This is a genomic window from Brevibacillus sp. TJ4 (assembly GCF_044627595.2).
In the GTDB taxonomy this organism is placed as follows: domain Bacteria; phylum Bacillota; class Bacilli; order Brevibacillales; family Brevibacillaceae; genus Brevibacillus.
Genome location: NZ_CP185865.1, coordinates 1775228 through 1798922, shown reverse-complemented (window position 1 = coordinate 1798922; position 23695 = coordinate 1775228). Strand labels below are relative to the sequence as shown.

General features: G+C 51.3%; 27 protein-coding genes. All 27 read right to left on the bottom strand.

Going from position 1 to position 23695, the window contains the following annotated elements; translation table 11 throughout:
- Positions 1–12: 12 nt before the first annotated feature.
- The 27 genes from ACAF76_RS08780 to codY all read right to left on the bottom strand — a co-directional run bounded on the left by ACAF76_RS08780 (position 13) and on the right by codY (position 23663).
- A complete protein-coding gene (locus tag ACAF76_RS08780; RefSeq protein ID WP_400162992.1) occupies positions 13–1155 on the bottom strand; it encodes a chemotaxis response regulator protein-glutamate methylesterase in 1143 nt (380 codons plus the stop codon).
- A 32-nt stretch (positions 1156–1187) separates the two neighbouring features.
- Positions 1188–2054 carry a MinD/ParA family protein gene (locus ACAF76_RS08775; RefSeq protein WP_400162991.1) on the bottom strand — a complete coding sequence of 289 codons (867 nt, stop codon included), beginning with the start codon at positions 2052–2054 and terminating at the stop codon, positions 1188–1190.
- Between the two features lie 4 nt (positions 2055–2058).
- Positions 2059–3393, bottom strand: a complete 1335-nt coding sequence (gene flhF / locus ACAF76_RS08770; RefSeq protein ID WP_400162990.1) for a flagellar biosynthesis protein FlhF — start codon at positions 3391–3393, stop codon at positions 2059–2061.
- Entirely contained in the window at positions 3390–5432 is a 2043-nt protein-coding gene (gene flhA / locus ACAF76_RS08765) for a flagellar biosynthesis protein FlhA (protein ID WP_400162989.1), read from the bottom strand. The genes flhF and flhA overlap by 4 nt, the downstream gene beginning before the upstream one ends.
- A gap of 18 nt (positions 5433–5450) precedes the next feature.
- The gene (gene flhB, locus ACAF76_RS08760; protein ID WP_400162988.1) at positions 5451–6548 is read right to left on the bottom strand and encodes a flagellar biosynthesis protein FlhB; all 1098 of its coding nucleotides are present in this window, start codon (positions 6546–6548) and stop codon (positions 5451–5453) included.
- 2 nt (positions 6549–6550) lie between these two features.
- Positions 6551–7327, bottom strand: coding sequence for a flagellar biosynthetic protein FliR (gene fliR / locus ACAF76_RS08755; protein WP_400162987.1), 777 nt, complete (start codon positions 7325–7327; stop codon positions 6551–6553).
- A 3-nt stretch (positions 7328–7330) separates the two neighbouring features.
- On the bottom strand, positions 7331–7600 hold the full coding sequence (gene fliQ / locus ACAF76_RS08750; protein ID WP_400162986.1) for a flagellar biosynthesis protein FliQ: 270 nt from the start codon (positions 7598–7600) through the stop codon (positions 7331–7333).
- 29 nt (positions 7601–7629) lie between these two features.
- A complete protein-coding gene (gene fliP / locus ACAF76_RS08745) occupies positions 7630–8388 on the bottom strand; it encodes a flagellar type III secretion system pore protein FliP (RefSeq protein ID WP_400162985.1) in 759 nt (252 codons plus the stop codon).
- Positions 8385–9053, bottom strand: coding sequence for a flagellar biosynthetic protein FliO (locus tag ACAF76_RS08740; RefSeq protein WP_400162984.1), 669 nt, complete (start codon positions 9051–9053; stop codon positions 8385–8387). The genes fliP and ACAF76_RS08740 overlap by 4 nt, the downstream gene beginning before the upstream one ends.
- Positions 9054–9055: 2 nt before the next feature.
- Positions 9056–9418 (bottom strand): response regulator, encoded by a 363-nt coding sequence (locus ACAF76_RS08735; RefSeq protein ID WP_023557147.1) that lies wholly within the window; start codon positions 9416–9418, stop codon positions 9056–9058.
- Positions 9419–9456: 38 nt separating this feature from the next.
- Positions 9457–10785 carry a flagellar motor switch phosphatase FliY gene (gene fliY / locus ACAF76_RS08730; protein WP_400162983.1) on the bottom strand — a complete coding sequence of 443 codons (1329 nt, stop codon included), beginning with the start codon at positions 10783–10785 and terminating at the stop codon, positions 9457–9459.
- On the bottom strand, positions 10778–11773 hold the full coding sequence (fliM, locus tag ACAF76_RS08725; RefSeq protein ID WP_400162982.1) for a flagellar motor switch protein FliM: 996 nt from the start codon (positions 11771–11773) through the stop codon (positions 10778–10780). Before fliM ends, fliY begins: the two co-directional genes overlap by 8 nt.
- Positions 11774–11813: 40 nt before the next feature.
- Positions 11814–12266: a flagellar basal body-associated FliL family protein gene (locus tag ACAF76_RS08720; RefSeq protein WP_400162981.1), complete on the bottom strand. Its 453-nt coding sequence runs from the start codon at positions 12264–12266 to the stop codon at positions 11814–11816.
- A gap of 14 nt (positions 12267–12280) precedes the next feature.
- Complete coding sequence (locus tag ACAF76_RS08715) at positions 12281–12502, bottom strand: flagellar FlbD family protein (RefSeq protein WP_400162980.1); 222 nt, start codon at positions 12500–12502, stop codon at positions 12281–12283.
- A 70-nt stretch (positions 12503–12572) separates the two neighbouring features.
- The gene (gene flgG / locus ACAF76_RS08710; protein ID WP_400162979.1) at positions 12573–13394 is read right to left on the bottom strand and encodes a flagellar basal body rod protein FlgG; all 822 of its coding nucleotides are present in this window, start codon (positions 13392–13394) and stop codon (positions 12573–12575) included.
- Positions 13395–13498: 104 nt separating this feature from the next.
- Positions 13499–13894, bottom strand: coding sequence for a TIGR02530 family flagellar biosynthesis protein (locus ACAF76_RS08705; RefSeq protein WP_400162978.1), 396 nt, complete (start codon positions 13892–13894; stop codon positions 13499–13501).
- A 26-nt stretch (positions 13895–13920) separates the two neighbouring features.
- The gene (locus tag ACAF76_RS08700; protein ID WP_400162977.1) at positions 13921–15141 is read right to left on the bottom strand and encodes a flagellar hook-length control protein FliK; all 1221 of its coding nucleotides are present in this window, start codon (positions 15139–15141) and stop codon (positions 13921–13923) included.
- Between the two features lie 59 nt (positions 15142–15200).
- Entirely contained in the window at positions 15201–16106 is a 906-nt protein-coding gene (locus tag ACAF76_RS08695; protein ID WP_400162976.1) for a MotE family protein, read from the bottom strand.
- Between the two features lie 12 nt (positions 16107–16118).
- Positions 16119–16565, bottom strand: coding sequence for a flagellar export protein FliJ (gene fliJ, locus ACAF76_RS08690; protein ID WP_400162975.1), 447 nt, complete (start codon positions 16563–16565; stop codon positions 16119–16121).
- A 2-nt stretch (positions 16566–16567) separates the two neighbouring features.
- Entirely contained in the window at positions 16568–17890 is a 1323-nt protein-coding gene (gene fliI, locus ACAF76_RS08685; protein WP_400162974.1) for a flagellar protein export ATPase FliI, read from the bottom strand.
- Positions 17887–18708 carry a flagellar assembly protein FliH gene (gene fliH, locus ACAF76_RS08680; protein WP_400162973.1) on the bottom strand — a complete coding sequence of 274 codons (822 nt, stop codon included), beginning with the start codon at positions 18706–18708 and terminating at the stop codon, positions 17887–17889. The genes fliI and fliH overlap by 4 nt, the downstream gene beginning before the upstream one ends.
- Entirely contained in the window at positions 18692–19705 is a 1014-nt protein-coding gene (gene fliG, locus ACAF76_RS08675) for a flagellar motor switch protein FliG (RefSeq protein ID WP_400162972.1), read from the bottom strand. Before fliG ends, fliH begins: the two co-directional genes overlap by 17 nt.
- 12 nt (positions 19706–19717) lie before the next feature.
- Entirely contained in the window at positions 19718–21298 is a 1581-nt protein-coding gene (gene fliF / locus ACAF76_RS08670) for a flagellar basal-body MS-ring/collar protein FliF (RefSeq protein ID WP_400162971.1), read from the bottom strand.
- Between the two features lie 28 nt (positions 21299–21326).
- Positions 21327–21623 carry a flagellar hook-basal body complex protein FliE gene (fliE, locus tag ACAF76_RS08665; RefSeq protein WP_400162970.1) on the bottom strand — a complete coding sequence of 99 codons (297 nt, stop codon included), beginning with the start codon at positions 21621–21623 and terminating at the stop codon, positions 21327–21329.
- 15 nt (positions 21624–21638) lie between these two features.
- Positions 21639–22097 carry a flagellar basal body rod protein FlgC gene (gene flgC, locus ACAF76_RS08660; RefSeq protein WP_400162969.1) on the bottom strand — a complete coding sequence of 153 codons (459 nt, stop codon included), beginning with the start codon at positions 22095–22097 and terminating at the stop codon, positions 21639–21641.
- A gap of 3 nt (positions 22098–22100) precedes the next feature.
- Entirely contained in the window at positions 22101–22517 is a 417-nt protein-coding gene (gene flgB / locus ACAF76_RS08655; RefSeq protein WP_400162968.1) for a flagellar basal body rod protein FlgB, read from the bottom strand.
- Between the two features lie 366 nt (positions 22518–22883).
- Positions 22884–23663: a GTP-sensing pleiotropic transcriptional regulator CodY gene (codY, locus tag ACAF76_RS08650; RefSeq protein WP_400162967.1), complete on the bottom strand. Its 780-nt coding sequence runs from the start codon at positions 23661–23663 to the stop codon at positions 22884–22886.
- Positions 23664–23695 lie beyond the last annotated feature (32 nt).

Sequence of the window (23695 nt, the reverse complement as noted above, 5' to 3'; positions counted from 1 at the left end):
CACCTCCCAAAATCAGTGCAAGAGCTTGCATAGTACTTCTGGAATGTTATCCAAGGGCACGACGTTGTCCGCTACCCCTGCCTGTATCGCTGCACGCGGCATTCCAAACACTACGCATGTCGATTCATCTTCGACAATACTTGTTACCGCTCCTGTCTGTTTCATAAGTTGCAATCCTTTTGTACCATCATTTCCCATGCCTGTCATGATGATTGCCCATTTGTCGATATTTGTCAATCTGCTGACCGATTCAAACAAGACATCTACCGAAGGACGGTGGCCTGCTCGCGGCTCTTCTTGCGTCAGATGGGCATACAGTTTTCCACTGCCTTGCCTCACCTCAAAGTGATACCCGCCTGGCGCGATGTACGCCGTACCAGGCTGCAACACTTCCCCTTCCTGCACTTCCGTCACACGAATCTGGGATAGTGAATCTAGGCGCTGAGCCAACGATTTGGTAAAACCGGCTGGCATGTGTTGGACGATTGCGATTGGGGCGGGAAAATTTGCCGGGATCGCCGTCAGTACTTTTTGCAATGCTTTCGGACCGCCTGTCGAGGTCCCGAGGACGACCAGCCTGCTGTTCGCCCCGCTCCGCCGTGGAACAGACGGCGGCGTGGACACGACGGCAGGTGCCGGAGTCGGTACGGGCGGCGAAGCGGGTTTGGCGGGCTGAATTGTCTTTGGCACCACCTGTTCCTTCACAGGCAAAGTCCTTGGAAGGACACCGGTTCCCCCGATTTTCTTTCTTCGTTTCGCCAGAGCTGCTGCTTTCACGCATTGGATCAGCCGATCCGCCACTTTGTGAATGTCCAGGGAAATTGGCCCCGATGGCTTGGTGACAAAATCAAAAGCTCCGAGTTCCAGAGCGCGAATCGTCGCGTCTGCCCCTTCCTTGGTCAAGCTGCTGATCATAACGACAGGAAGAGGATTTGTGCTCATCAGCTTTTCCAATGCCTGCAGCCCGTCCATGACAGGCATTTCGATGTCCAATGTAACGACATCAGGTTGAAGTTTGCTGCATTTTTCGATACATTCCAAGCCGTTTTTGGCACGGTCAATGACTTCCAAATCAGGATCTTCTGACAAGATGTCGGAGATCACCTTTCGCATGAAAGCAGAATCATCCGTGACAAGAACTCGAATTTTGCTCACTGTACGTTCGCTCCCTTCCTACCTCCTGTTGCCTACCGAACGAAGTTTTTCAGCTTCGCAAGAAATCCTCTCAGACCGCCGCCGGAATCCCTTTCTGGTGCAGAAGCGTGGTTCAGGTAGCTTCCCACCAGCTTTCGAATGCTTTTGGAGGCTTGCGATTCTGGATATGCGAGTAGAAAAGGACGCTGCAGCTTTACTGCCTTGGAGACGTGAGGGTCATCCGTGATATACCCTAACGTGCCGATCTCCATGTTCAAAAAGCGTTTGGCCACCATAGCCAGTTTGTCAGCGGTTGCTCTTCCTTCCCGCTCCGAGGTGGCTCGATTGATCACCATCCGAATCTGGACCTGTGGATTGCGCGAGTGGATCATTTTGATCACTGCATAAGCATCCGTTATCGCAGTCGGCTCGGGTGTTGTGACGAGAATGACTTCGTCGGAGGAGAGCATGAAGCGGATCGACTCTTTTGAGACACCTGCACCCGTATCAAAAATGATCGTATCAGCGTAACCATGCAACGGTTCAAGCTGGGAGAACAGGCGATCCAGTTTTGCGTCTTCCAATTGCATGATTTGCGTAAAGCCGGAGCCTCCTGCAATGAACTCCAGGTTTCCCGGGCCTCTCTCCAGGATGTCCCATACGGTCTTGTCGGGCTCTAGCAAATGAAACAGGTTGTGCCGTGGAGATATCCCCATCAGTACATCCAGGTTTGCCAGGCCGAGGTCGACGTCGAAGAGAATCGTCTTATGTCCTCTTTCGATCAATCCCAAGCCGAAGTTCAAACTGAAGTTTGACTTCCCGACTCCGCCCTTTCCACTGGACACGGTGATGAGCCGAGTCGGTCGCGCTTTCCTGTTCTGCTGCATCCGCTCACGTAGTTGTTCTGCTTGATCGCGCATCCTGTCAATCTCCCATTATCATGGCGGAAACCATTGCAGGCGTTACCGCCATGATGTCATCGGGTACGTTTTGTCCAGTGGTCATATACGAGAGGGAAAGCCCTGTCTCTTTTGTTACATTCAGCATGCTGCCATACGCATTGGTTTCATCGGCCTTCGTAAAGATGATTTGATCGACAGGAACCCCAGCGAAGTTGTCGATGATCGCCTTCATGTCCCTGTACTTGGAGGTCAGGCTCAATACCAGGAAGTTGGTATTGTTGTTCCCATGCTGCAGCAGCTCGCTGATTCCCTGTACATATTCATCATTGCGGAAGTTCCGTCCGGCCGTGTCGACGAAAATCAGGTCGCAATCGCTCAGTTTTTCCATCGCCTGGGCCATCTCGCGGGGGGAGAAGACTACTTCCAACGGCACGTTCAGGATGTTGGCGTACGTTTTTAACTGCTCAATGGCTGCCATCCGGTATGTATCTGCAGTTATAAAGCCGATTTTCCGCCTTTCCTTGAGCATGCTGTTGGCCGCCAGCTTGGCGATCGTGGTCGTTTTCCCTACTCCTGTTGGTCCGAAGAAAAAGGCATATCTCACATCCGGCCCCAGCTTTGCGGCTGAATCGATGTGCGGGGCAAGCATTGCAGCAATTTGCTCCTTGCTGATACGAAGCGCTTCTTCTCGGGACCAATCATGCCCCGGCTTGGCTGTCTCCACTAGGTGACCGATAATCTCTGCTGACACCTCCTCGCTTACCTCCTGTTCCAGCAAGCGCTGCCGTACCTGCTGCAGAGAAGGCGAAAGCTGCTGGCTCAGATCGTTGACCAACAACTTTTCGAACATTTTGCGCATGTCCCGCACTTCGTTAGCCAACTGCTCGCTTCCCTTGCCGGCCGTCACCGTATCGGGTACCGGCTGTGCAGAGACGCGGGCCGTCTGGGAGGTCTGTCCTGCAGGCTGCTCGACTGCCGCTCTTCCGGCAGGTTCAGCCACAGGTGGCGCTGTGTCGAGCATTGCACGCGGTGCGGCAGCAGGCTCCGCTGGCGACTCGTGACCAGGCGTCGCTGACGAGGGTTTGCGGTATACTTGCTGTGCAGTATACGTCCCTGCCGGGGGGCGCTTGAGTGAATCGTTTGACCGTTCTGCTGCCGGGGGGACGGGTCTGTCACGATCGGCCGTCTTCGCATCGACTGCTGCGATGACTTCAATCCGCTGTTTGCCAAACAGCCCGAAGACTCCGCCCACTTTGATCGGCTTGGAGTTCAGGATGACAGCATCCTTCCCCAAATCCCCTCTGATTTTTTCCATTGCTTCCGGCATGGAATCGACAATGTAACGCTTCACTCTCACGAAATGTTCACCATCCCTACGCTTTGCACTTCAACATGCGGCTCGAGCTCACTATAGGACAGCACAGGCACATCGGGCATCATCCGGTCCATCAGTTGCCGCAGATACATGCGAATAGCCGGCGAAGACAGAATGATCGGCTGTTGGCCAGAATTGATCATTTTGCTTACTTCCGACGACATGACCTGGTAAATGCGCTGGGTGGTCTCCGGATCCATCGCCAAATAGCTGCCTTGCTCCGACTGCTCGATTCGCTCGGAAATTACTTTTTCCAAGCCAGCACCGGCAGTCAGCACGCGCAATGGCTGGCCCGGCTCTGTGAACTGCAGCGTGATTTGCCGCGACATCGCTTGCCGCACGTACTCGGTCAGCACCTCAGGGTCTTTGGTGTAGACTGCGTGGTCGGCCAGCGCTTCGAGAATAACCGGCAGATTGCGAATGGACACTTTTTCACGCAACAGCTTTTGCAGCACCTTTTGCAAATCACCAATAGACAACATGCCTGGAATCAGCTCGTCAACCAGCACGGGGGAAGTCTCGCGTACGTTGTCGACCAGCGCACGCACCTCTTGTCGTCCCAGCAGCTCGTGAGCATGCCGCTTGACGATCTCGGTTAAGTGAGTGGCGACAACGGAAGGCGGGTCCACCACCGTATATCCAGACAGTTCAGCAATTTCCTTATTTTCTTCTGTTACCCACAATGCGGGCAATCCAAACGCTGGTTCCACTGTTTCGATCCCCACTACGGAATTGTCCTCGATTCCCGGACTCATTGCCAAGTAGTGATCGAGCATGATTTCCCCTTTTGCAACCTGGCTGCCTTTGATTTTGATCATGTATTCGTTGGGGCGAAGTTGAATGTTGTCGCGAATCCGGATGACCGGAACGACGATCCCCAACTCAAGGGCAATTTGCCTGCGGATCATAATGACGCGATCCAGCAAATCACCGCCTTGTTTCACATCCGCGAGCGGAATCAGGCCGTAGCCAAACTCGAATTCGATCGGGTCCACTTGCAGCAGGTTCACGACGCTTTCCGGACTGCGGACTTCCTCAATCTGTTGCTCCTCGATCTGATCAGCCGATTCCTTCTCCTCTGTCTTCTGATTGCGGGAAAGTTTCCACGCCGCAAATCCGAGGATCGCAATGATCGGGAACACCGGGAACAGTCCAATTGGCGTAAACAAGCCCAGAAACAGCATGCTGCCAGCTACGATGTAAAGCAGGCGCGGGACGTTGAAAAGCTGCTTGGCGATGTCATCGCCCAAGCCTTCTCCCGAAGAGGAGCGCGTCACGATAATCCCCGCTGCCGTAGAGATGAGCAGCGCCGGAATCTGGCTGACCAGTGCATCCCCCACCGACATCATCGTAAAGTGAGCCGCCGACTCCGCAAAGCCCATATCGTGAATCAACATACCAATAATGAAGCCACCAATAATATTCACGATAAAAATGACAATTCCGGCGATCGCGTCACCTTTGACGAATTTGCTGGCACCGTCCATGGAGCCGTAAAAGTCTGCTTCATTCTCAATTTTTTTCCTTCTGGCGCGCGCTTCTGCTTCCGAGATCATGCCGGCATTCAAATCTGCGTCAATACTCATTTGCTTCCCGGGCATCGCATCCAGGGTAAAACGGGCAGCTACTTCCGCGACACGCTCTGAACCCTTGGTGATAACGATGAACTGAATGATGATGAGAATCAAAAAGACGACGAAACCGACTACCGGACTGCCTCCGATAACAAAACTCCCAAAGGTCTCGATTACCCTACCACCCTCGCCCTCGGAGAGGATGTTTCGTGTCGTGGATACGTTCAACGCCAGACGGAACAAGGTTGTAATCAGCAACACTGTCGGGAAAATCGCAAAATCCAGAACTTCCTTTGTATACATGGCCACGAGCAAAATCGTCAAGGCAAGGGAGATGTTGAGAATTAGCAGCAAATCAAGCAGCTCTGAAGGGAGTGGGATCACCATCATAACTACAATACTGATGACAAATAAGATTGTCCCTAGTTCTTTCAATCGAAATCCCACTATGTGTCCTCCTTTCTCTTATTTCACTTTCCCTTGCAGCTTGTAGACGTACGCGAGAACTTCCGCGACCGCTTTAAACAACTCTTCGGGAATTTGTTGTCCAATTTCAACTTGGTTATAGAGAGCCCTGGCCAAGGGCTTGTTTTCCATTGTAATGATGCGGTGTTTCTTGGCGATCTCTCGAATCTTCAAGGCCAAGTAGTCTTGTCCTTTGGCGATCACCGTCGGGGCACTCATGTCGTTGGCGTCATAGCGGATCGCCACGGCGAAGTGCGTCGGGTTGGTGATGATCACATCGGCTTTGGGCAAATCTTGCATCATCCGGCGCAGTGCCATGCTCCGCTGTCTTTGGCGAATCTTCGACTTGATCAACGGATCGCCCTCTACCTGCTTGTGCTCGTCCTTGATATCCTGCTTTGACATGCGCAAGTTTTTGGCGAACTCATAGCGTTGGTATATGTAGTCCAGAATCGCAAGGATAAACAGAAGAAGTCCGATGAAGATTCCCAGCTTGACGACCTCATTGCCCGTAAACACGATCACCGAGCCAAGTGAAAGGAAAGAAAGCTCCATCAGCTTTTCCTTGGCTTCCCACAGGATAAAGTAGGCGACGACAAGCCCCGCACTGATTTTCAGCAACGATTTAAACAATTCGACAATGGAGCGAAGTGAGAACAGCTTTTTTGCTCCCTTGATCGGGTCGATCTTTTCCAGTTTCATTTTCAACGGTTCTGTCGTAAACAGCCACCCCACCTGCGCGTAATTGACTGCGAGCGCGATGAGAAAAGACAGTCCCAGTACCGGTGCGACAATTTTCACGATTTCAAAGGCCATCTGCTTGACCATGGTTTGCAGGTTGTGCGCATTAAACTGCCATCCGATGTATGTGACCAGCGATTCACGCATAATGCTCTGGAACCCTTCAAGCATGTAGCCGCCCAGCATCATCAGCAAGAAGAAGAAAGCGGTCAGCGCGATCGCCGGCGCCAACTCCTGGCTTTTGGCCACCTGCCCTTTTTTTCGGGCGTCCTGGATCTTCTTTGGAGTCGCCTTCTCCGTCTTTTCCCCGTTGAAGAACTGCAAGTCAATGGGGTAGGCGAATTGGATTCGCTTCATGTTCATCCCCCGAGCCATCTCATCATCTCCGCAAAACCCCGGAACATTTTTTCAAACAGCGCGTTCAAGGTCAGCAAGAAAGCTGGCATGAGAACGATTAGCAGGAGAAAGCCGGCAAGCATTTTGATCGGCATACCCACAACAAAAATGTTAAACTGCGGAACGGATTTGGCAATGATCCCAAGCGTCACATCAACGAGAAAGATTGCTACGACCAGTGGTGCGGCAATCATAAAAGCACTGAGAAACATCTGTGTGAACACCTTCACCGCCGTCATCACCACTTGCTCGCTGCCAAATGGCGCCCACATCCGGTCCAAAGGAATTACTTGATAACTGCTGATAAGTCCGCGAATCAACATGTGATGACCATCGATGCTGAAGAAGTAAAGGGTCGCCAGTACATTTTTAAAGTTACCTGTAACCGGTATGTACGCACCCGTGCGCGGATCAATCACGTTGGCCATTGCCAAACCGATCTGCATGTCCATCATTCCACCGGCTACCTGTACGGCAGCAAACATGATTTCGCAAATCAGCCCGAGCATTACCCCGACCAGCACTTCCTTTAACACGTGGATGATAAAGGTCAAGTCCATCGGAATCGGCTCAACGGCCGGTACGTATTGAAAACTGATCAGCGTCAAGAGAAACCCGAGAGCGATCTTGAACTGGTTGGGTACATTTCGCGAGTTGAAAAATGGCGCTGCCACAAAAAAAGCCGTGATTCGGACAAAAACCAGCAAAAAAACGGGTAGTTGCATCAAGACGAGATCCATACGCTACCCTACAAACTGGTGGAGATTGCCCAGAATCCCCATTGCAAAATCGAGTAATGTTTGCAGCATCCACGGACCCACGAAAAGAATCGTCAGAAATACCGCGACAATCTTCGGTATAAATGCGAGTGTCTGTTCTTGAATTTGCGTCGTCGCCTGAAAAATACTGACGAGCAAACCGACCAGCATGGCAATTCCGAGTGCAGGGGCAGCCACGATCAGGATGGTAAAAACAGAGCTTTGCGCAATTTGCATCAAGAGTTCCTGTGTCATGCTCTCCCTCCTAGTCCCCTGGATCTAAACTAAAAGCTGGTCAACAGCGACTTGACGACAAGATACCAACCATCCACCATAATAAACAGCAAAATTTTGAATGGCAGCGAGATCATTACGGGCGGCAGCATCATCATCCCCATCCCCATCAAAATACTGGAGATGATCATGTCGATAATAAGAAACGGAATAAAAATCATAAAACCAATTTGAAACGCTGTTTTCAGTTCGCTGATCGCATAAGCGGGAACCAGTGCAGTAAGCGGTATGTCCTGGATGCTCGTCGGTCTTTCCGATTGGGTGTACTCCAGGAACAGCACCAGGTCTTTTTCCCGTGTCTGCTTTGCCATGAACTCCTTAAAGGGAATGACTGCGGCGTCAAATGCTTGCTGCTGTGTCAACTCTCCCTGCAAAAAGGGCTGGACCGCTGTCTCGTTCACCTGTGCCAGTGTAGGGGCCATGATAAAAAAGGTCATAAACATCGCCAGCCCGATCAAGACCTGGTTGGGCGGCATCGACTGTGTGGCCAGCGCTGTACGCACGAATGACAGGACGATCACAATGCGAGTAAAGCAGGTCATCAGGAGCAAAATTGCCGGAGCAACTGACAGCACGGTCAGAATCAGCAACAGTTGGATAGCCGAGGACGTCTCCTGTGGCGTACCGTTTCCTCCGCCAATTTGCAGGTCGACGGTAGGAATCAACGGTACAGCAGGAGCTGCCATAACGGTATTCGGGATGGCCAGTAATGCAATGGCAACCACAAGAAACTGCCAAAAAACTCTCATCGAAGTTCCCCTCTGTCCTGATCTTCCTCTTTGTTCCACTCAGCAGGGCGGATCGGCTTTTTCTGGACGTCCGTCCATTGCCGGTTGAGAAGCTCCTGAAAGCTCTTGTCCTCCACCTCGGAGGAAAACAGCTCCTCTTCGTCTGCCTGCTTTTTCTTGCCAAACGGCAGCCAAGACAACGAATTTTTGAACGGCTGGATTTCCACATCGGCGAGAATGGCATCCGCTTCTTCACCCGGCGGAATATGCCTGAGCAATTGGACGTCTTCTCCTACTCCGACGACGTACAGCGATTCGCCAATCATCACCACTTGAACCGTCTTTCCTTGTCCCAATGATGCTGCGCTGATCACCTTGATCGGCCCTTGATGCTGTCCGATCTGTCTTTTGCCGAGGAAACGAAGCAGCAAATAAATCAACAAAATGATGAATCCCAGCGAAAAAACAACCTGAACGAGATAGCCAAACAGGCTGCCCACATTGCTGCCGGGAATGGCCGCCGGCTGTTCATCGCCGGCGGGCGCATCGCTCGCTGGAGTGTTCCCATTGATGGCATCAAATACAGAACCGCTCTGGGCAAAGACAAAAGTCGGCAGGGAAGCGAAAAGCAACAGGGCTAGAAAACTTACACAGATGAGCCGCATCCCTGCACGCAGAACTCTCATCATTAGCTCAAGGTTTTTTTGATCGCTTCCAACACGCGATCAGCCTGGAATGGCTTTACGATAAAATCTTTCGCGCCCGCCTGAATCGCATCAATGACCATCGCTTGCTGCCCCATCGCCGAACACATGATGACACGTGCGTTTGGATCCATTTTCTTGATTTCTTTCAATGCTGCGATTCCATCCATCTCCGGCATGGTGATGTCCATCGTTACCAGGTCAGGACCCAACTCCTTGTACTTTTCGACTGCCTGGGCACCGTCGCTCGCTTCTCCTACTACTGTGTAACCGTTTTTCGACAAAATCTCTTTAATCATCATGCGCATGAATGCAGCGTCATCTACGATCAATACCTTGTTAGACATGGATAGCTTCCTCCCAATGCTTTACAGTTAGTTTTGTGTTACTGCAACTTTTGAACGCGGTCAAACTGACTGATGATGTCGGTTACGCGGACACCAAAGTTCTCATCAATGACGACGACCTCACCCTTGGCGATCAGCTTGTTGTTAACCAGGATATCGACATGCTCCCCTGCCAGCTTGTCCAACTGGATGATGGAGCCTGCGGACAGGTCCAAAATTTCACGAATCAGCTTTTTGGTTCTTCCCAGTTCAACCGTAACCTGGAGCGGAATATCCATCAGCAAGCCCAGATTCGGCTCCCCAGTCATCCCCATCGGATTTCCACCCAGTGGTACAAATTGCGCCGTCTGTACGTTGGCCTGGTTTACCATCTGGTTGCCAAAATGCTGGGGTGCATGATGCTGCGTAGGCATCTGGTACTGCGGCGGATACGGCATGTAGCCCGGCGGTACGGAATGGGCATCAGCCGGATACCCAGGATGCGGCGGGTACCCCATCGGTGGCGGCGGAGCATAGCCCGTTGGCGGTTGATTCGGCATCTCTGGCTGCGTTGGTGGTGCGGCAGCGGCAGGAGCTTGTGCCGGCTCAGGCTGGGCAGCTGCTGCGCTATTCGTCGAGATTTTTGGCATTTCGGCAGTAGCCGCCGATGCCACTTCCTCTTCCGAACCGCCTACCAGTTGGTCAATCATCTTTTTCGCAAAGGAGAGCGGGAGCAACTGCATGATATTGGAGTCAATCAACTCTCCCTGATTTCCCACCTTCAGGCGAAAAGAGACTTTGACCAGCGGGGTATCATCTTCTGAAAAGCTTTCTGTTCCCTGTCCCTTTGCCAAATCCATGACGTCGATCCCAGGTGGCGTAATGTTGATAAACTGATTGAAGATCGTGGACATCGAGGTCGCAGCAGAACCCATCATCTGGTTCATCGCTTCCTGTACGGCACTGATGTGCAGCTCGCTCAGCTCCGTGTTGGTCGGCCGGCCATCTCCCCCCATCATCAAATCCGCAATTACCGCGGCATCCTCCATGCGAATGACGAGCAAGTTGATACCTTTGAAACCGTCCGTATATTCCACATGGACGGCTACATGAGGTACGGGAAACTCGCCTTCCAGCTCGTTTACCTGAACCACCGATACAGTAGGCGTCGTGATGTCTACTTTCTGGTTCAGCAAAGTAGACAGTGCTGTCGCTGCACTACCAAAGGAGATATTTCCGATCTCCCCCAAGGCGTCTTGCTCAAACGGGGATAGATATTCAGCCACGTCTGGTTGATTCTCCACGGCCGCTTCCTCTTCATCCTCAACCAAGTTGTTCGCGCGAAGCAGCGCGTCAATCTCGTCTTGAGAAAGCATGTCTCTACTCATTTACGTCCTCCCCTTCTACGATAACTTCATCAATCTGTACAGCAATCCGCCCTTTTTGCGTACCCGGCTGACCCAGGAATTTCAACTGATCGCCGACTTTGATTTTGAGCTTGTTGTCCAGCGACTGGTCGAGTTGAATCACATCGCCTTTTTGCAGTTGGAGGAAGTCGCCGACCGTGATCGTCGCCGTTCCCATCTCCGCAATAATCGGCAGCATGGCCGTCTTCACGCGCTCTTCCACACGCAGCCGCTCTTCTTCGCCCCTGACTTTTTTCTGCTTGGAGAACCAGTATTGTCCGGACAGCTTGGACATGATCGGCTCTAGTACGACGTGCGGGAGACACAGGTTGATCATGCCTGTCGTATCGCCAATTTTTGTGCTGAAGGAAATAACAGCGACAATTTCATTGGGAGATACGATCTGCATAAACTGCGGGTTCATCTCCAGACCTTCCAGATAAGGGTCCAGTTCGATGATTTGCTTCCAGGCTTCGTGGAACGTGTCCAGCGCTTTGCCAAACACCCTTTCCATTACGGTAGTCTCGATCTCAGTGAGCGCCCCCAGCTTGTCCGGGATGCCTCCCTGTCCGCCCAGCAACCGATCCAGCATCGTGTACGCAATGTTCGGGTTTATTTCCAGAACCATTCGGCCTTCCAGGGGCGGTGCTTCAAAAATGTTGAGGATCGTCATTTTCGGGATGGAGCGAATAAACTCGTCATACGGTAATTGATCGACGGAGGCAACCGTAATTTGCACGAAGGTACGGAGCTGAGCGGAAAAATAAGTCGTCAACAGTCGTGCATAGTTTTCGTGGATGCGTGTCAGTCCACGAATTTGATCTTTGGAAAATCGCAGGGCACGCTTGAAATCATATACTTTCACCTTGCGCTCAGTCTCTTCTTTTTTCAGCTCATTGGCATCCATCTCCCCGGAAGAGAGAGCCGCCAATAGAGCATCAATCTCACTTTGTGAGAGAACCTCGGCCATCTATCGTCACCTCCTTGTTATGTATAGGTCACGGGCATCCCTACGACAAGACTCGCTTGGTAGTAATCACCTGAACGATTTTTCCTTGTTGCATCAGGGCACTGATTTCATTCATAATTTTTGCTTCCAGCTTGTTTACTCCCTCGGTTCCTTTGATGTCCTCCGGCGTCAACCCTGCCAGCGCCTTGATGATTACCTGATTTACCTGCGGAAGTCGCTGTTCAAGTTCTGATTTGGCTTTTGCATTCTCGGCAGTAATGGTGAAGCGCACGATAATGTAGTTGTTCGTAAGTAAGTTAGTCGTAATTTCTCCTGTATCAACCGAGTATTCATTCATCTCCTCGGCGGTAAGGACTTTCGGTTCGGTCTCTTCCGCAGTCGTCTGCGCGGTCGGGGCGAGGAATGTCTGCCACAGCACAAACGAGATGACACCCAATAGAGAAATCGCGATGATAATTATGAGTGCCATGTTAAACAATCGATTTTGAAACATCGCAATGCCTCCCGCTATTCATCTGTATCGTCCGGCAAAATCGGCGTACTTGCTGCCGGAGGAACCGCCTGGTAAAAATTTCGAACACGCTGCGCTACCTCGTCTGCCGCTTCTTTGACGATGTACTTTCTATCGTTAAAAAGAGTGATTACCGTATCTGGAGTTGCCTCGACTGTCTCGATGTGCGTTGCGTTCAGGTAAAACGTGGCACCGTTAAATCGCGTCAGCTTGATCACAATGGCCCCTCCTTTCAAATAATCAGGGGAGGGAGAATCTCCTCCCCCGATTCAACTGTTACGAAAAAAACTATCGTTTCAGGTTTACCAGTTCTTCCAAAATCGTATCGGAAGTGGTAATAATCCGCGAATTCGCCTGGAATCCACGTTGAGCTACGATCATCTCGGTGAATTCTTCGGACAAGTCCACGTTGGACATTTCCAATTGGCCGGAAATAACGCTCACGGATGCCTCAGCAGGTGTTACAGGAGTATCTGGCGCTTCATCACGCGCCCCTGCGTTCATCGTGTTCTCGTACAGCGAGTTTCCGATTTTTTTCAGACCGCTCGGGTTGTTAAACGTCATAATCCCGATGGTGTACGGCGTATCCAGCGTACCTGTGTCATCCACTGTTGTAATCACGCCATCCTGACCGATAGAGAAAGAGACAATCCCTGCTCCCTGGTCGATCTGGATCGTACCGCCGCCCGAGTCTACCAGTTTCATCCCTTGTGGATTCACCAGGAACCCTTGGGCGTCACGGGTAAAGTTCCCTGCGCGCGTATAGTAGAAGGTGTCGCCATCGTCAGGGGTTACCATGAAGAAGCCGTCGCCTTCGATCGACAAATCTGTCGCCAGGTTGGTCATCATCGGGCTGCCCGCATTGAATACCGTGTCGATCGATCCGATCATCGAGCCCAGACCAACTTGCACAGGGTTTGTACCACCTCTGCCGCCATCTTCAGGAGGGCCGCTTGCTCCACGGATATTTTGGCTCAGGATGTCCTGGAACATCACGCGGCTTTTTTTGAAGCCTACCGTGTTTACGTTGGCGATGTTGTTACCGATCACATCCAATTTTGTTTGAAAGCCACGCAATCCGGAAATACCGGTGTACATGGAACGCAACATGAGACGTTACCTCCTCATTGTCTTTTTAAAAAGCATCCATTCCGGTTGCCTCAATCAATCGGCAACGCGCAGGCTCCCTGATAGGTCCAGCCTGTTTTGTCTCGCTAGACAAAGATTGCACTGTCGATGTTGGTAAACACGTTTTCTTTCATGCTCCCATCGTCGACGGCTGTAATGATTTTCCGATTTACGATACTCACGACGTAAGCCACGTTATCCATCATAATCAAGGATTCCTTGGCTCCCTTGGAAGCTGCCTTTTGTACAGCCGATTCCAGACGCTCGATTTGCGAGGTCTCAAGCGATATGCCCCGTTCACGCATCCGGTTCGCGGCGTGCTGGCTGAAGGTAAGTCCTTTCCCCTTTGCCGTTTGGGCGAGTGATTCCGTCAGGTACTGTTGAAACAAGTTGCTGCTTCCATTGGTTGCCTGTGGCGCAGCTTTGGTGACGTGATTCGTTTTCGGAGGAAAGTAGGTTTGCCCCACTGAAAAATGGTTCATCGCTCTTCCTCTCCTCAGCCCAATTCTTAGACGACATCATCTACGCCACGGGAAACTGCTCGTAGCTGTTCCCAAGCCGATGCCGTTTCGTCTTCGTCAACCAAGGATTCCAGGACAAATTCGCTTTCATTCTGCTGTTCTTGCTGACGAGATTGCTGCTCTTGCTGCTGCTTCGCTTGTTCCCGCTGCTGCTGCTGGAAATTGAGGTTGTCAGATGCTTGCTGCTGCGATACTTCCAGACGATCTACCTGCAAGCCGTTTTGAACCAAAGCGGTACGCAAATTGAGCATCTGGTTGTCCAACAGTTCTCGTCCAGCCTTGGTCTCAGCCGTAAACTGTGCGGTGATTACTCCATTGTGAGAAGTAATCGTCACGTTTACTTGCCCCAGCGATTGCGGGTGCAGAACCAGTTTTGCCTCATGCAACCCGTTTGCTTGTGTCAGATTCATCTGCTTCACAAATATCTGGGTCACCTGTTCCGGAAACTGGTTGGCAGGAACGGGATACGTTCTTGCGGTGCTCGACATCTGGAAGAGTGGAGCGGTTTGTCCATTCCCCGATGCCACAGGCACTGAAGCCGAAATGGCAGACTGTGTCAGGCTGTCCGTTTGCTCTTGCCCCAGCGTTGCAGCTGTTTGCAGAACTTGTACGGCTTGCGTCTGAATGCCCGCCTCTTGCTTGTACGCCTGCAGGCCGTGGTTGATGCGCAACGGTTGGATCAGCTTGCTCATCTCCTGCATTCCTGCTCCGACCGGGATAGCGTCAGGACGGGCAAGCGGTGCGCGTTTTGCCTGTTCTGCTCCCTTGTCTCCCAGGTAGTTTTGCAGCAGAGCGAGCATCCGTTGCGTCTCGTCTACAGCCGGTTCCTGCTGGGTCAGCTTGCTGAGCAGTTGTTTCCACTCATTGGTCAGTTCCGGCAGTGGTCCTTGCAGTTTTTGCACCAGTTGCTCCACTTGCTTGCCAGAATCGGCCAGAAACGCTTGTGCCCCCTGCTCATTCTCTTGCTGGATCACGAGCAATTGCGACAGCATGGCCATCAAGTCATCCATTGCTTGCAACTCTTCTTCGCTCAAGCCTTGGCCATTCAGAGAAAGTTCTTCCTCTTGTGCATTTTGCAGGGCAAAGCCGATTTGCAGCGAGAAAAGCTGCCCCAAACCGAGATCCGCTGTTTTTGCGTCACCTTGTCCTGGCATGGCTGTCACTGTACCGGAAGCCCCGACTGGCAATGTAACGACAGGTACGTTCATGTTTTTCACCTCCTTTTGGTCAATTGTTGCTTATCAAAACGACAGGAGCGGTGCAAGCTCTACTGTCGAAGCAACTCCTCGGAAATGCGCGCTGCCAGGTTGTCGTTGTTTTTGCGATCTTCCTGGGCAATGACCGACAAGGTTTGCGCCCGTGCTGCTTCCGGCATGTTGGCCATAATGGAAATCGCCCGGTCTTTGTTGGTCTGCATCAGCGAACGGATCACAGCCGCGGAATCTGCAGGTGGCATTTGCACAAACGTATTGATGAGAGAACTCTCCTGGCTTCCTTCCCGCGTCTCGCTCAAGGCTTTTGTCAAAACCTGTACGCGCTCCTGCAATGCGGCGATGTCGTCATTGACGTTCACCACAGAGTCCTTCAGCAAAATGGAAATGTCTGCTGCCAGCTTCGGGTCCATCTTGGACAAGATGTCTGCGCGCTGTGTCGCATTCATCTTTTTCATCACGGCTACAGCCTCTTCCAGACTGAGGTTTTCAATGATTGCTGCCGCGTTTTTCGGCTGCATCGTGGTGTATACCTTGGCCAAATCCTGGTATTGCTGCTGTCGTTCTTCCTCTGTTGCCTGCTTGTTCTCCAGCAGCTTGGTCAGGTCCTGGACCTGCTTTTCCAGCGCCTGGATCGTCGCATTCTTTTCCTCTGTCTGTACCTGGAGAGCAGCCATCTCTTGCTGATGATTCGCTTGCTCAGCCTGCAGTTGGGCAAGCTGCTGGTTCACATCTTCTTTTTTGTCTCCTTCACCTTCGGCAGTAGCCGCATACTCGTCGGGGATAATCTTTTCCACATACGGTATGGAGTTGGCCCACTGAAGCACGTTCCCCAGCACATTTACGCCCAGAAAGCTGAGAAGCACTCCGCCGAGGAGGCTGGCGAACAAAGCGGGAATGACAATCATGTAAAAAAACCATTCCCACTTGCTGTACTCACGCTCTTCTTGGATTTCTTCCATTTGTTACCCCCCTCAGTTGCTTCGCCGAAGATAGAGCTGCGTGCCGATTTCGTCGAGCTCCTTCTGCTCTCTCACCTTTAGCTCCTCATGGTATTGGGCGAGAGAACGCTCGCGCAGTCGTTGCCACAATTGGGATTCTTTCATGCGCTCGCGTAGCTTTACTTGACAGCGTTCCACTTCTTGTTCCAAGCCTTGTACGGTCTGCTGCTGATGCCGTATGTTTCGTTCGACGGACTGCCGATACTGGGAAATCATAATCAACTGGGAAGCCGTACACGCCTGTTCCTGCGCCTGTACCAGCATCTGGGCCATATCGTCGCGGTGCTCGTACAAACGAACCAGCTTGCTCTCTTCCTCGTTTTTCAGTTGAACGGACTTGCCGAAAGCCCACTCCGCCTGTTCCTTCTCTTTTTCCTTCAGATCAAGAACCTTCTGGAGCTGAAACTGAAAACCTTTCATTGCTAGTTCACACCTCCAAAATGAGCAGTCAGCGCTTTGATCGTGCCATGCAATTCCGAAGGTTCATGCGTTCCTTGTGCCGTAAAATCGCGAATCAGGTCGCGGTAACGGATCGCAGCGTCAATTTCGCGGTTGGTTCCCGCTTTGTAAGCTCCGATATTAATCAAATCTTCCGCATCGCGGTAGGTAGCCATGTATCGTTTCAGCGACCGCGCAGCTTCCTGATGATCGTCCGTCGTAATCTCGGACATCACCCGGCTGACGCTGGCCAAAATATCGATTGCTGGATAATGCCCCTTTTGCGCAATTTTTCTGTCGAGCACGATATGTCCGTCCAGAATCCCCCGCACCGCGTCGGCAATCGGATCGTTCATGTCATCGGAATCTACCAGCACGGTGTAAAATGCCGTGATACTGCCTTTGTCAGCCGTTCCCGCCCGTTCCAGGAGCTTTGGCAGAAGGGCAAAGACAGAAGGCGTGTACCCCCTCGTCGCGGGAGGTTCGCCAATCGCCAGACCGATTTCCCGCTGCGCCATGGCAAATCGGGTCACCGAGTCCATCATCAGCATCACATTCATGCCCCTGTCGCGAAAGTATTCAGCGACTGCAGTTGCGATCATTGCTCCCTTGATGCGGATCATCGCCGGCTGGTCAGAAGTGGCTACGATCACAACGGACCGCTTTAAGCCTTCTTCCCCCAAATCGCGTTCAATAAACTCCAAAACTTCGCGACCGCGTTCACCGATCAGCGCAATTACATTGATATCGGCTGTCGTGTTGCGGGCAATCATCCCCATCAGCGTACTTTTCCCTACACCGGAACCGGCGAAGATCCCGACCCGCTGTCCTTTGCCGATCGTCAGCAAGCCATCGATGGCACGCACGCCGACGCTGAGCGGGTCCCTGATGCGCGGGCGCGTAATCGGATTGGGCGGCTGGTTGTTGGTCGGATAAGAGGCCAGGCCTCTGGGAAGCGTCCCTTCGTACGGTCGGCCCAGTCCATCCAGTATTTTTCCGAGAATCTCCGGTCCGACCTTTACTTCCAGCGAGCGCCCTGTGGCGACCACATCACATCCCGGTCCGATCTGGGACAGTTCACCCAAAGGCATCAACAGCACTTTGTTTTCGCGAAACCCTACCACCTCAGCGATGATCGGTTCGACATTGTTATGCGGTATGATGTGGCAAATCTCACCGAGTCTTACTTCCGGACCCTCCGATTCAATCGTCAGCCCGACTACCTGTGTCACCTTGCCGTTTACACGCATGGGATCGATCGTATGCAAGGCTTGCTTGTACTTGGCCAGATCGAGAACAACCGTCATGCCTTGTCACTTCCTTGGGCGATTTCCAGCAATGCCCGCTTTATTTCTTCCAACTGCGTGTCGACACGTGCATCCACGCTGCCCATCTGTGTGCGTATTACGCATCCGCCGTCTTGCACGGTATAGTCAGGATAGATTGCCAGCTCAGCTTGTCCATCGAGCAAAGCGAGCAATTGTGCGCGTTGTTCCTGCACCTGCTCGAAGTACTGATGGTTGACGCAAATCGCGATATTGCCGTGTACGCGTGAGCGCCGCAAAACCTTTTTGGCCATTTCCAGCACCTGCTCCGGTCTTTGCTCCAATTCGCTGGCAATCACCTTTTTCGCAACCTCCATACTCAGTTCCACCAGGAAAGGTTCCGCCTCTGCGAGAATCCGTTCCTTTTCGAGGTAGGCTTGCTCCAATATGCGCTTCGCCTCAGCGATCGCCGACGTCTCTTCTTCATACGCCTGGCTTTTCCCTTCGGCTTGCCCGGCTATGTACCCCTCATTGGCGGCTTGTTCTTTTATTTGCTGAAATAGTGCATCAGCTTCGGCCCGTTTTTGCTCCCACCATTGCTCGATCTCCTGCTGGGCTCTTTGCTTTGCCTCCTCCGCCTGCTCCGCAGCCTGGCGGAGCATGTTTTGCGCGGTTTCCTCGGCGTCGGAAATAATGATTTGGGCTTCTGCTTCTGCTTCATGCAAAATTTCTTGTTTTTTTTGCAACTTTTCCGGATCAACTTCCGTCTGTTTGAGTACAGGCTGCTTCACAGAGAGCAGTACATAATCCTCAGAGGACGCGTACTGAGCCATTTTGAAGATCCTAGACAATGATATCATCTCCTCCGCCACGGGCGATGATGATCTCACCCGCTTCTTCTAAGCGGCGGATAATCGCAACGATGCGGGACTGTGCTTCTTCTACATCGCGAAGCCGAACCGGCCCCATAAACTCCATTTCTTCCCGGAACGTGTCCGCCATCCGTTTGGACATGTTGCGGAAGATAACTTCTCGTACTTCCTCGCTGGACACCTTGAGGGAAAGCTGCAGGTCGGCATTTTCCACATCACGAATCACACGCTGAATGGAACGGTTATCCAATGTTGCGATGTCTTCGAAGACGAACATGCGCTTCTTGATTTCTTCTGCCAGTTCTGGGTCCTGGATCTCCAGCGAATCGAGAATCGTGCGCTCAGTACCGCGGTCAACACCATTCAATACTGCAACGATTGCTTCGATACCGCCGGCTTGCGTGTAATCGTGAGTGACGGTCGTAGAGAGCTTTTGCTCCAGCACCTGCTCTACCTGTGCGATTACTTCCGGTGACGTACTGTCCATCGTCGCAATCCGCTTCGCTACCTCAGCCTGCCGCTCTTGTGGCAGTGCGGAAAGGATCATTGCTGCCTGCTGTGCTTCCAGATAGGACAAGACCAGCGCAATCGTTTGCGGATGTTCGTTCTGGATAAAGTTGAGGATCTGTCCCGGATCTGCCTTGCGGGCAAAATCAAAGGGTCGCACCTGCAGATTTGCCGTCAAGCGATTGATAATATCCATCGCTTTGGTTTCACCCAAGGCTTTCTGCAAGATTTCCTTGGCATAGGTGATACCGCCCTGTGCGATGACTTCCTTGGCAACTGCGATCTGGTGAAATTCACTTAAAATCTTTTCTTTTTCTTCATTGTCTACTTTGCGGACATTGGCAATTTCCAACGTAAGCTGCTCGATCTCATCTTCGCGCAAGTGTTTGAACACCTGGGCTGAGATTTCCGGCCCCAGCGAGATGAGAAGGATAGCTGCCTTCTGTCGTCCAGTCAACTCTTTAGCGCCGCGAGCCATATCTTTCACTCCTTAATCTTCTGCTAGCCATGAACGAAGCAGGACTACAAATTCGTCTGGTTTGCTTCGCGCCAATTTTTCCAGTTGCTTGCGGACGACAACATGGTCGCCATCCTCTTGGTACATCAACTCTGGTACTTCCGTATTCGTAGCGGCATCGGCAAACGGTACATCCTCTTCCACTTCAGCAGCTTGACGACGTCTGCGAAGCAGCAGGAAGCCGACAGCAGCGAGAGCAAGTACAGCGAGAGCGCCAACACCCCAAAGCAACGGTTGACTAATCGAGGAAGATTCATCCAGGGTGACTTTCCCGGAAAATTCACGCGGCAGTACGGAAATGCGCTGGTCGAGCTGCTCTTGCGTCAAGGTCATCCCTTGATCGCTCAAAGTGACGTGCACGACATTGCGAAGCACTTGCCGGATGCTCTCGATTGTTGCATCATCCAGCTCTCCGTCAACAGGTGGTTCTACCCCTACGTTGATCGTAATGTCCTCGATTTTATAAGGACTCGCAGTGATGTTGCGAGTAATCCGGTTTACTTCGCGGTTGATTGTATCGTTGAGCTCTTCGTACTGACTGTTCGAACCTTGCGTGTTGTTGCCTGGGTATCCAGGTACCGTATTGTCACCAGTTCCAGCAATTCCTCCTGGAGGTGCTCCTTGTCCGGAAAAGGCCTTTGACAAACGCTGAGAAGAAATAATAAGTCCTTCGTTATTCTCTTGATCTGGCGCCTGGACGAGGTTTTCCACACGGTTTTCCTTGTCAAAGTTCATTTTGATGAACGTGTGAACCACGACCTTGTCGCGCCCCATAATGGTCCCCAGCAAGTTGTACAGGTTTTGCTGGATTTTGCGTTCCACTTCTGCCTTGATTTCTTCTTGCTGTTTGAAAGCAGTCAGGGACCCTTCACTTTCATTGCCATCTGTGCGCTCCAGCGGATTGGAATACTGGTCAGTAATGGCGATATTTTCCATTGGCAGTTTCGGTACGCTTCGGGAGACGAGCAGGTACATTGCGTTGATCTGGTTTTGATCCAGTCTTGTTCCCGGTTCAACTTCCACGATTACCGACGCTGTTGCCGTCTCAGGGGTTTGTGTGACCCACAGACTCTCCTGGGGCAACGTAATTATGACCTGGGCGTTGCGAACACCCTGGACGCGTTTGAGCAAGTTTTGCAGTTCCTGCTGCAGTGCGCCCTTTTTCATTACGTCGAACTGGCGGTCGGTAACTCCCAATGTGCTGGAGAAAAGTTCGGAATTAAATCCGGCTTCGCTCGGGATTCCTTTTGCCGCCAAGTCCACAATGACATCCTGAGCCATTGCTTCCGGAACTTCAATGCCTGTTCCGTTTCCGGTAATCTGGTACGGAATTTTCAGGCTCTCAAGCTCTTGTTTGATTGTTCCGATCTCATGTTCGCTCAATTGTTGGTTGTAAAGTGGCTTATAAACTGGTTGTGCAGCAATAAATATGTATAGACCCAACGAAATGAGCAAAAATGAGGAAATACCAACAATCATCCACTTCTGCTTTTTTGAGAACTGGTTCCATTTTTGTCCAAATCTTTCTTTGTATAGTGCCAGACGTTCGTTCATGATTCACCTCTCGAAGGATCCAACAGCCCTAAATGGACATGCGCATGATCTCTTGATACGATTCGATCGCTTTGTTGCGCACTTGTAAAGTTAATTCAAGCATGACGGACGCTTTCTGGCTCGCAATTGACATTTGATGAATTTCGACAGTTCCCGCAGCAAATTGATCTGCCATACGTGACGATTCAACCTGCAACTGGTTCACTTGGTCAATAGCGTCAGACAAAAAGTTGGCAAACCCTTCGGTAGCCTCTGCCGGAGTCTGCAGCTTCTGTGTCGCTTGTGCTTGGATCGGACTAAACGGATTCAGAGCGTTGATTTCCATGTTTTCTCACCTGCCTTATCGAATTTCCAATGCTTTGAGCATCATACTCTTGGTTGCGTTCAAAACTGTGACGTTCGCTTCATAGGCACGCGATGCGGAGATCATGTCGACCATTTCCTTCATCACGTCCACGTTCGGCTTGAGCACGTATCCTTCCTGATCTGCATCCGGATGAGTCGGATCAAATACTCGTTTGAATGGAGTCTCGTCCTCCCGGATTGCCGTCACGCGCACACCCTGCTCCCCGTTTTGACCGGAAGCCATGCCTACGGCTGCTTGTAAAAAGTTGTCGAAGGTCTGGTCTGTTTTTGGTGCCAATTCCACCATTTTCCTTCTGTAAGGCTGCCATGCCCCATCCACATATGCGGCTCTCGTAGAGTCGTAGTTGGCGATATTGGAGGCAATTGTGTCAAGACGCAGCCGATTCGCGGTCAGTGCAGAACCGCTAATGTTCATTCCATGAAACAAGCTCATCTATTACTTCCCTCCGCCCTGTATTACTGTTTTCAACTTTTGGAAAGATCCTGCTGTAATTTGCGATAATCCGTTGAACCAAATTTGGTTTTTGGCCAACTGATTCATTTCGTATTCCATGTCTACATCATTTCCGTTGGTTTGCATCAATGTTTCACCATTTGAAATGACTTGTGGCATCGCGAATCCGCTCGCATTTGCAAACGGGATATGACGGCTGTCCGTTCGATAGGCCGCCAGTCTTTGCTGCCCTGACACGCCACCTGCCAGTTCCTGCTGGAGCAAATCTTCGAATACCACCTGCTTGCTCTTGTAGTGAGGGGTATCGATATTCGCCATGTTGTTTGCGATCATTTGATGTCGAAGCGTGGCAGCATCGAGTGACCGTTCCAATATCTGCAAGTGATAACTATCCAACATAGTACATTTCCCCCATTTTTGTGACTTCTTTCTTTTTCACCAAATGTATTGGTTTTTCCTCTATTTTCGACATGGGATTACGTACCAATCATAGCAAAATCGCAATTGGTGAAAAAGACCTTTTTCATATGGTTTTCATAAAATGATTCAATGGGACTAAATGATCCAAAAATCGCGTAAAATCGCCGTTTTTCGAGTGAGAAAAAGGTCTATACCAGAAATTTGCAGGTATATTCTCTCTTTTCAATCAACATATATGTAATATACAGGTAAATTTCAACATCCAAGATAGGACTTTATGCCCAGAAAAAAAGGCGCAGTAACCGGAGTTACCGCGCCTTTATCAACGATAAAACAATTGATGGCTTAGGAACTTTTGAGTTTCTCGAGCTCTGGCAACAGTTTTTCGTTCAGCACCTTGATAAACGTCCCTTTCATTCCCAGGGAGCGCGATTCGATAACTCCTGCACTCTCCAGCTTGCGGAGGGCGTTGACGATCACGGATCGTGTAATTCCGACACGGTCGGCAATTTTGGAGGCGACAAGCAACCCTTCTTTGCCTTCCAGCTCTTCGAAAATGTGCTCAACTGCTTCCAACTCGCTGTAAGACAGCGAACCGATTGCCATCTGCACGACGGCTTTGCTGCGCGCTTCTTCCTCAATTGCTTCGGAACGCTCGCGAAGGATCTCCATTCCTACCACAGTTGCCCCTACTTCGGCCAGGATCAGGTCATCATCCACAAACTGATCGTTGATACGTCCCAAAATCAGCGTACCCAGACGATCGCCCCCGCCCATGATCGGAACGATAGTCGTCCATCCTGTGCGGAATACTTCTTTCATTTCCACAGGGAAGATTGTGTATGGACTGTCGACATCAAGGTTGGCAGAAGTTTCTTCGACTTTCAACAGACCTTGGCTGTACTCTTCCGGAAAACGACGCTCTTCAATAAACTTGCGCATGCGCTCATTTTCCATTTCCTGGTGGATAGCAACACCGAGCAGCTTGCCTTTGCGGCTTACGACAAACGTGTTGGCCTCAATCACGTCGCTCAACACTTGTGCCATTTCGTTAAAGTTTACGGCATGACCTGCAGATTTTTGCAGCATACGGTTGATTCTTCTCGTTTTTGATAAAAGATCCATTTTGGTAGTTCCTCCCAAAGGGTGACGGTTCT

Bases quoted from the DNA above. Each gene is read 5' to 3' on its own strand.
- ACAF76_RS08775 (WP_400162991.1), bottom strand. From the start codon at position 2,054: ATGCGCGATCAAGCAGAACAACTACGTGAGCGGATGCAGCAGAACAGG.
- flhB (WP_400162988.1), bottom strand. From the start codon at position 6,548: ATGAAGCGAATCCAATTCGCCTACCCCATTGACTTGCAGTTCTTCAAC.
- fliR (WP_400162987.1), bottom strand. From the start codon at position 7,327: ATGGATCTCGTCTTGATGCAACTACCCGTTTTTTTGCTGGTTTTTGTC.
- fliQ (WP_400162986.1), bottom strand. From the start codon at position 7,600: ATGACACAGGAACTCTTGATGCAAATTGCGCAAAGCTCTGTTTTTACC.
- fliP (WP_400162985.1), bottom strand. From the start codon at position 8,388: ATGAGAGTTTTTTGGCAGTTTCTTGTGGTTGCCATTGCATTACTGGCC.
- ACAF76_RS08740 (WP_400162984.1), bottom strand. From the start codon at position 9,053: ATGAGAGTTCTGCGTGCAGGGATGCGGCTCATCTGTGTAAGTTTTCTA.
- ACAF76_RS08735 (WP_023557147.1), bottom strand. From the start codon at position 9,418: ATGTCTAACAAGGTATTGATCGTAGATGACGCTGCATTCATGCGCATG.
- fliY (WP_400162983.1), bottom strand. From the start codon at position 10,785: ATGAGTAGAGACATGCTTTCTCAAGACGAGATTGACGCGCTGCTTCGC.
- fliM (WP_400162982.1), bottom strand. From the start codon at position 11,773: ATGGCCGAGGTTCTCTCACAAAGTGAGATTGATGCTCTATTGGCGGCT.
- ACAF76_RS08720 (WP_400162981.1), bottom strand. From the start codon at position 12,266: ATGTTTCAAAATCGATTGTTTAACATGGCACTCATAATTATCATCGCG.
- flgG (WP_400162979.1), bottom strand. From the start codon at position 13,394: ATGTTGCGTTCCATGTACACCGGTATTTCCGGATTGCGTGGCTTTCAA.
- ACAF76_RS08705 (WP_400162978.1), bottom strand. From the start codon at position 13,894: ATGAACCATTTTTCAGTGGGGCAAACCTACTTTCCTCCGAAAACGAAT.
- ACAF76_RS08700 (WP_400162977.1), bottom strand. From the start codon at position 15,141: ATGAACGTACCTGTCGTTACATTGCCAGTCGGGGCTTCCGGTACAGTG.
- ACAF76_RS08695 (WP_400162976.1), bottom strand. From the start codon at position 16,106: ATGGAAGAAATCCAAGAAGAGCGTGAGTACAGCAAGTGGGAATGGTTT.
- fliJ (WP_400162975.1), bottom strand. From the start codon at position 16,565: ATGAAAGGTTTTCAGTTTCAGCTCCAGAAGGTTCTTGATCTGAAGGAA.
- fliI (WP_400162974.1), bottom strand. From the start codon at position 17,890: ATGACGGTTGTTCTCGATCTGGCCAAGTACAAGCAAGCCTTGCATACG.
- fliH (WP_400162973.1), bottom strand. From the start codon at position 18,708: ATGATATCATTGTCTAGGATCTTCAAAATGGCTCAGTACGCGTCCTCT.
- fliG (WP_400162972.1), bottom strand. From the start codon at position 19,705: ATGGCTCGCGGCGCTAAAGAGTTGACTGGACGACAGAAGGCAGCTATC.
- fliF (WP_400162971.1), bottom strand. From the start codon at position 21,298: ATGAACGAACGTCTGGCACTATACAAAGAAAGATTTGGACAAAAATGG.
- fliE (WP_400162970.1), bottom strand. From the start codon at position 21,623: ATGGAAATCAACGCTCTGAATCCGTTTAGTCCGATCCAAGCACAAGCG.
- flgC (WP_400162969.1), bottom strand. From the start codon at position 22,097: ATGAGCTTGTTTCATGGAATGAACATTAGCGGTTCTGCACTGACCGCG.
- flgB (WP_400162968.1), bottom strand. From the start codon at position 22,517: ATGTTGGATAGTTATCACTTGCAGATATTGGAACGGTCACTCGATGCT.
- codY (WP_400162967.1), bottom strand. From the start codon at position 23,663: ATGGATCTTTTATCAAAAACGAGAAGAATCAACCGTATGCTGCAAAAA.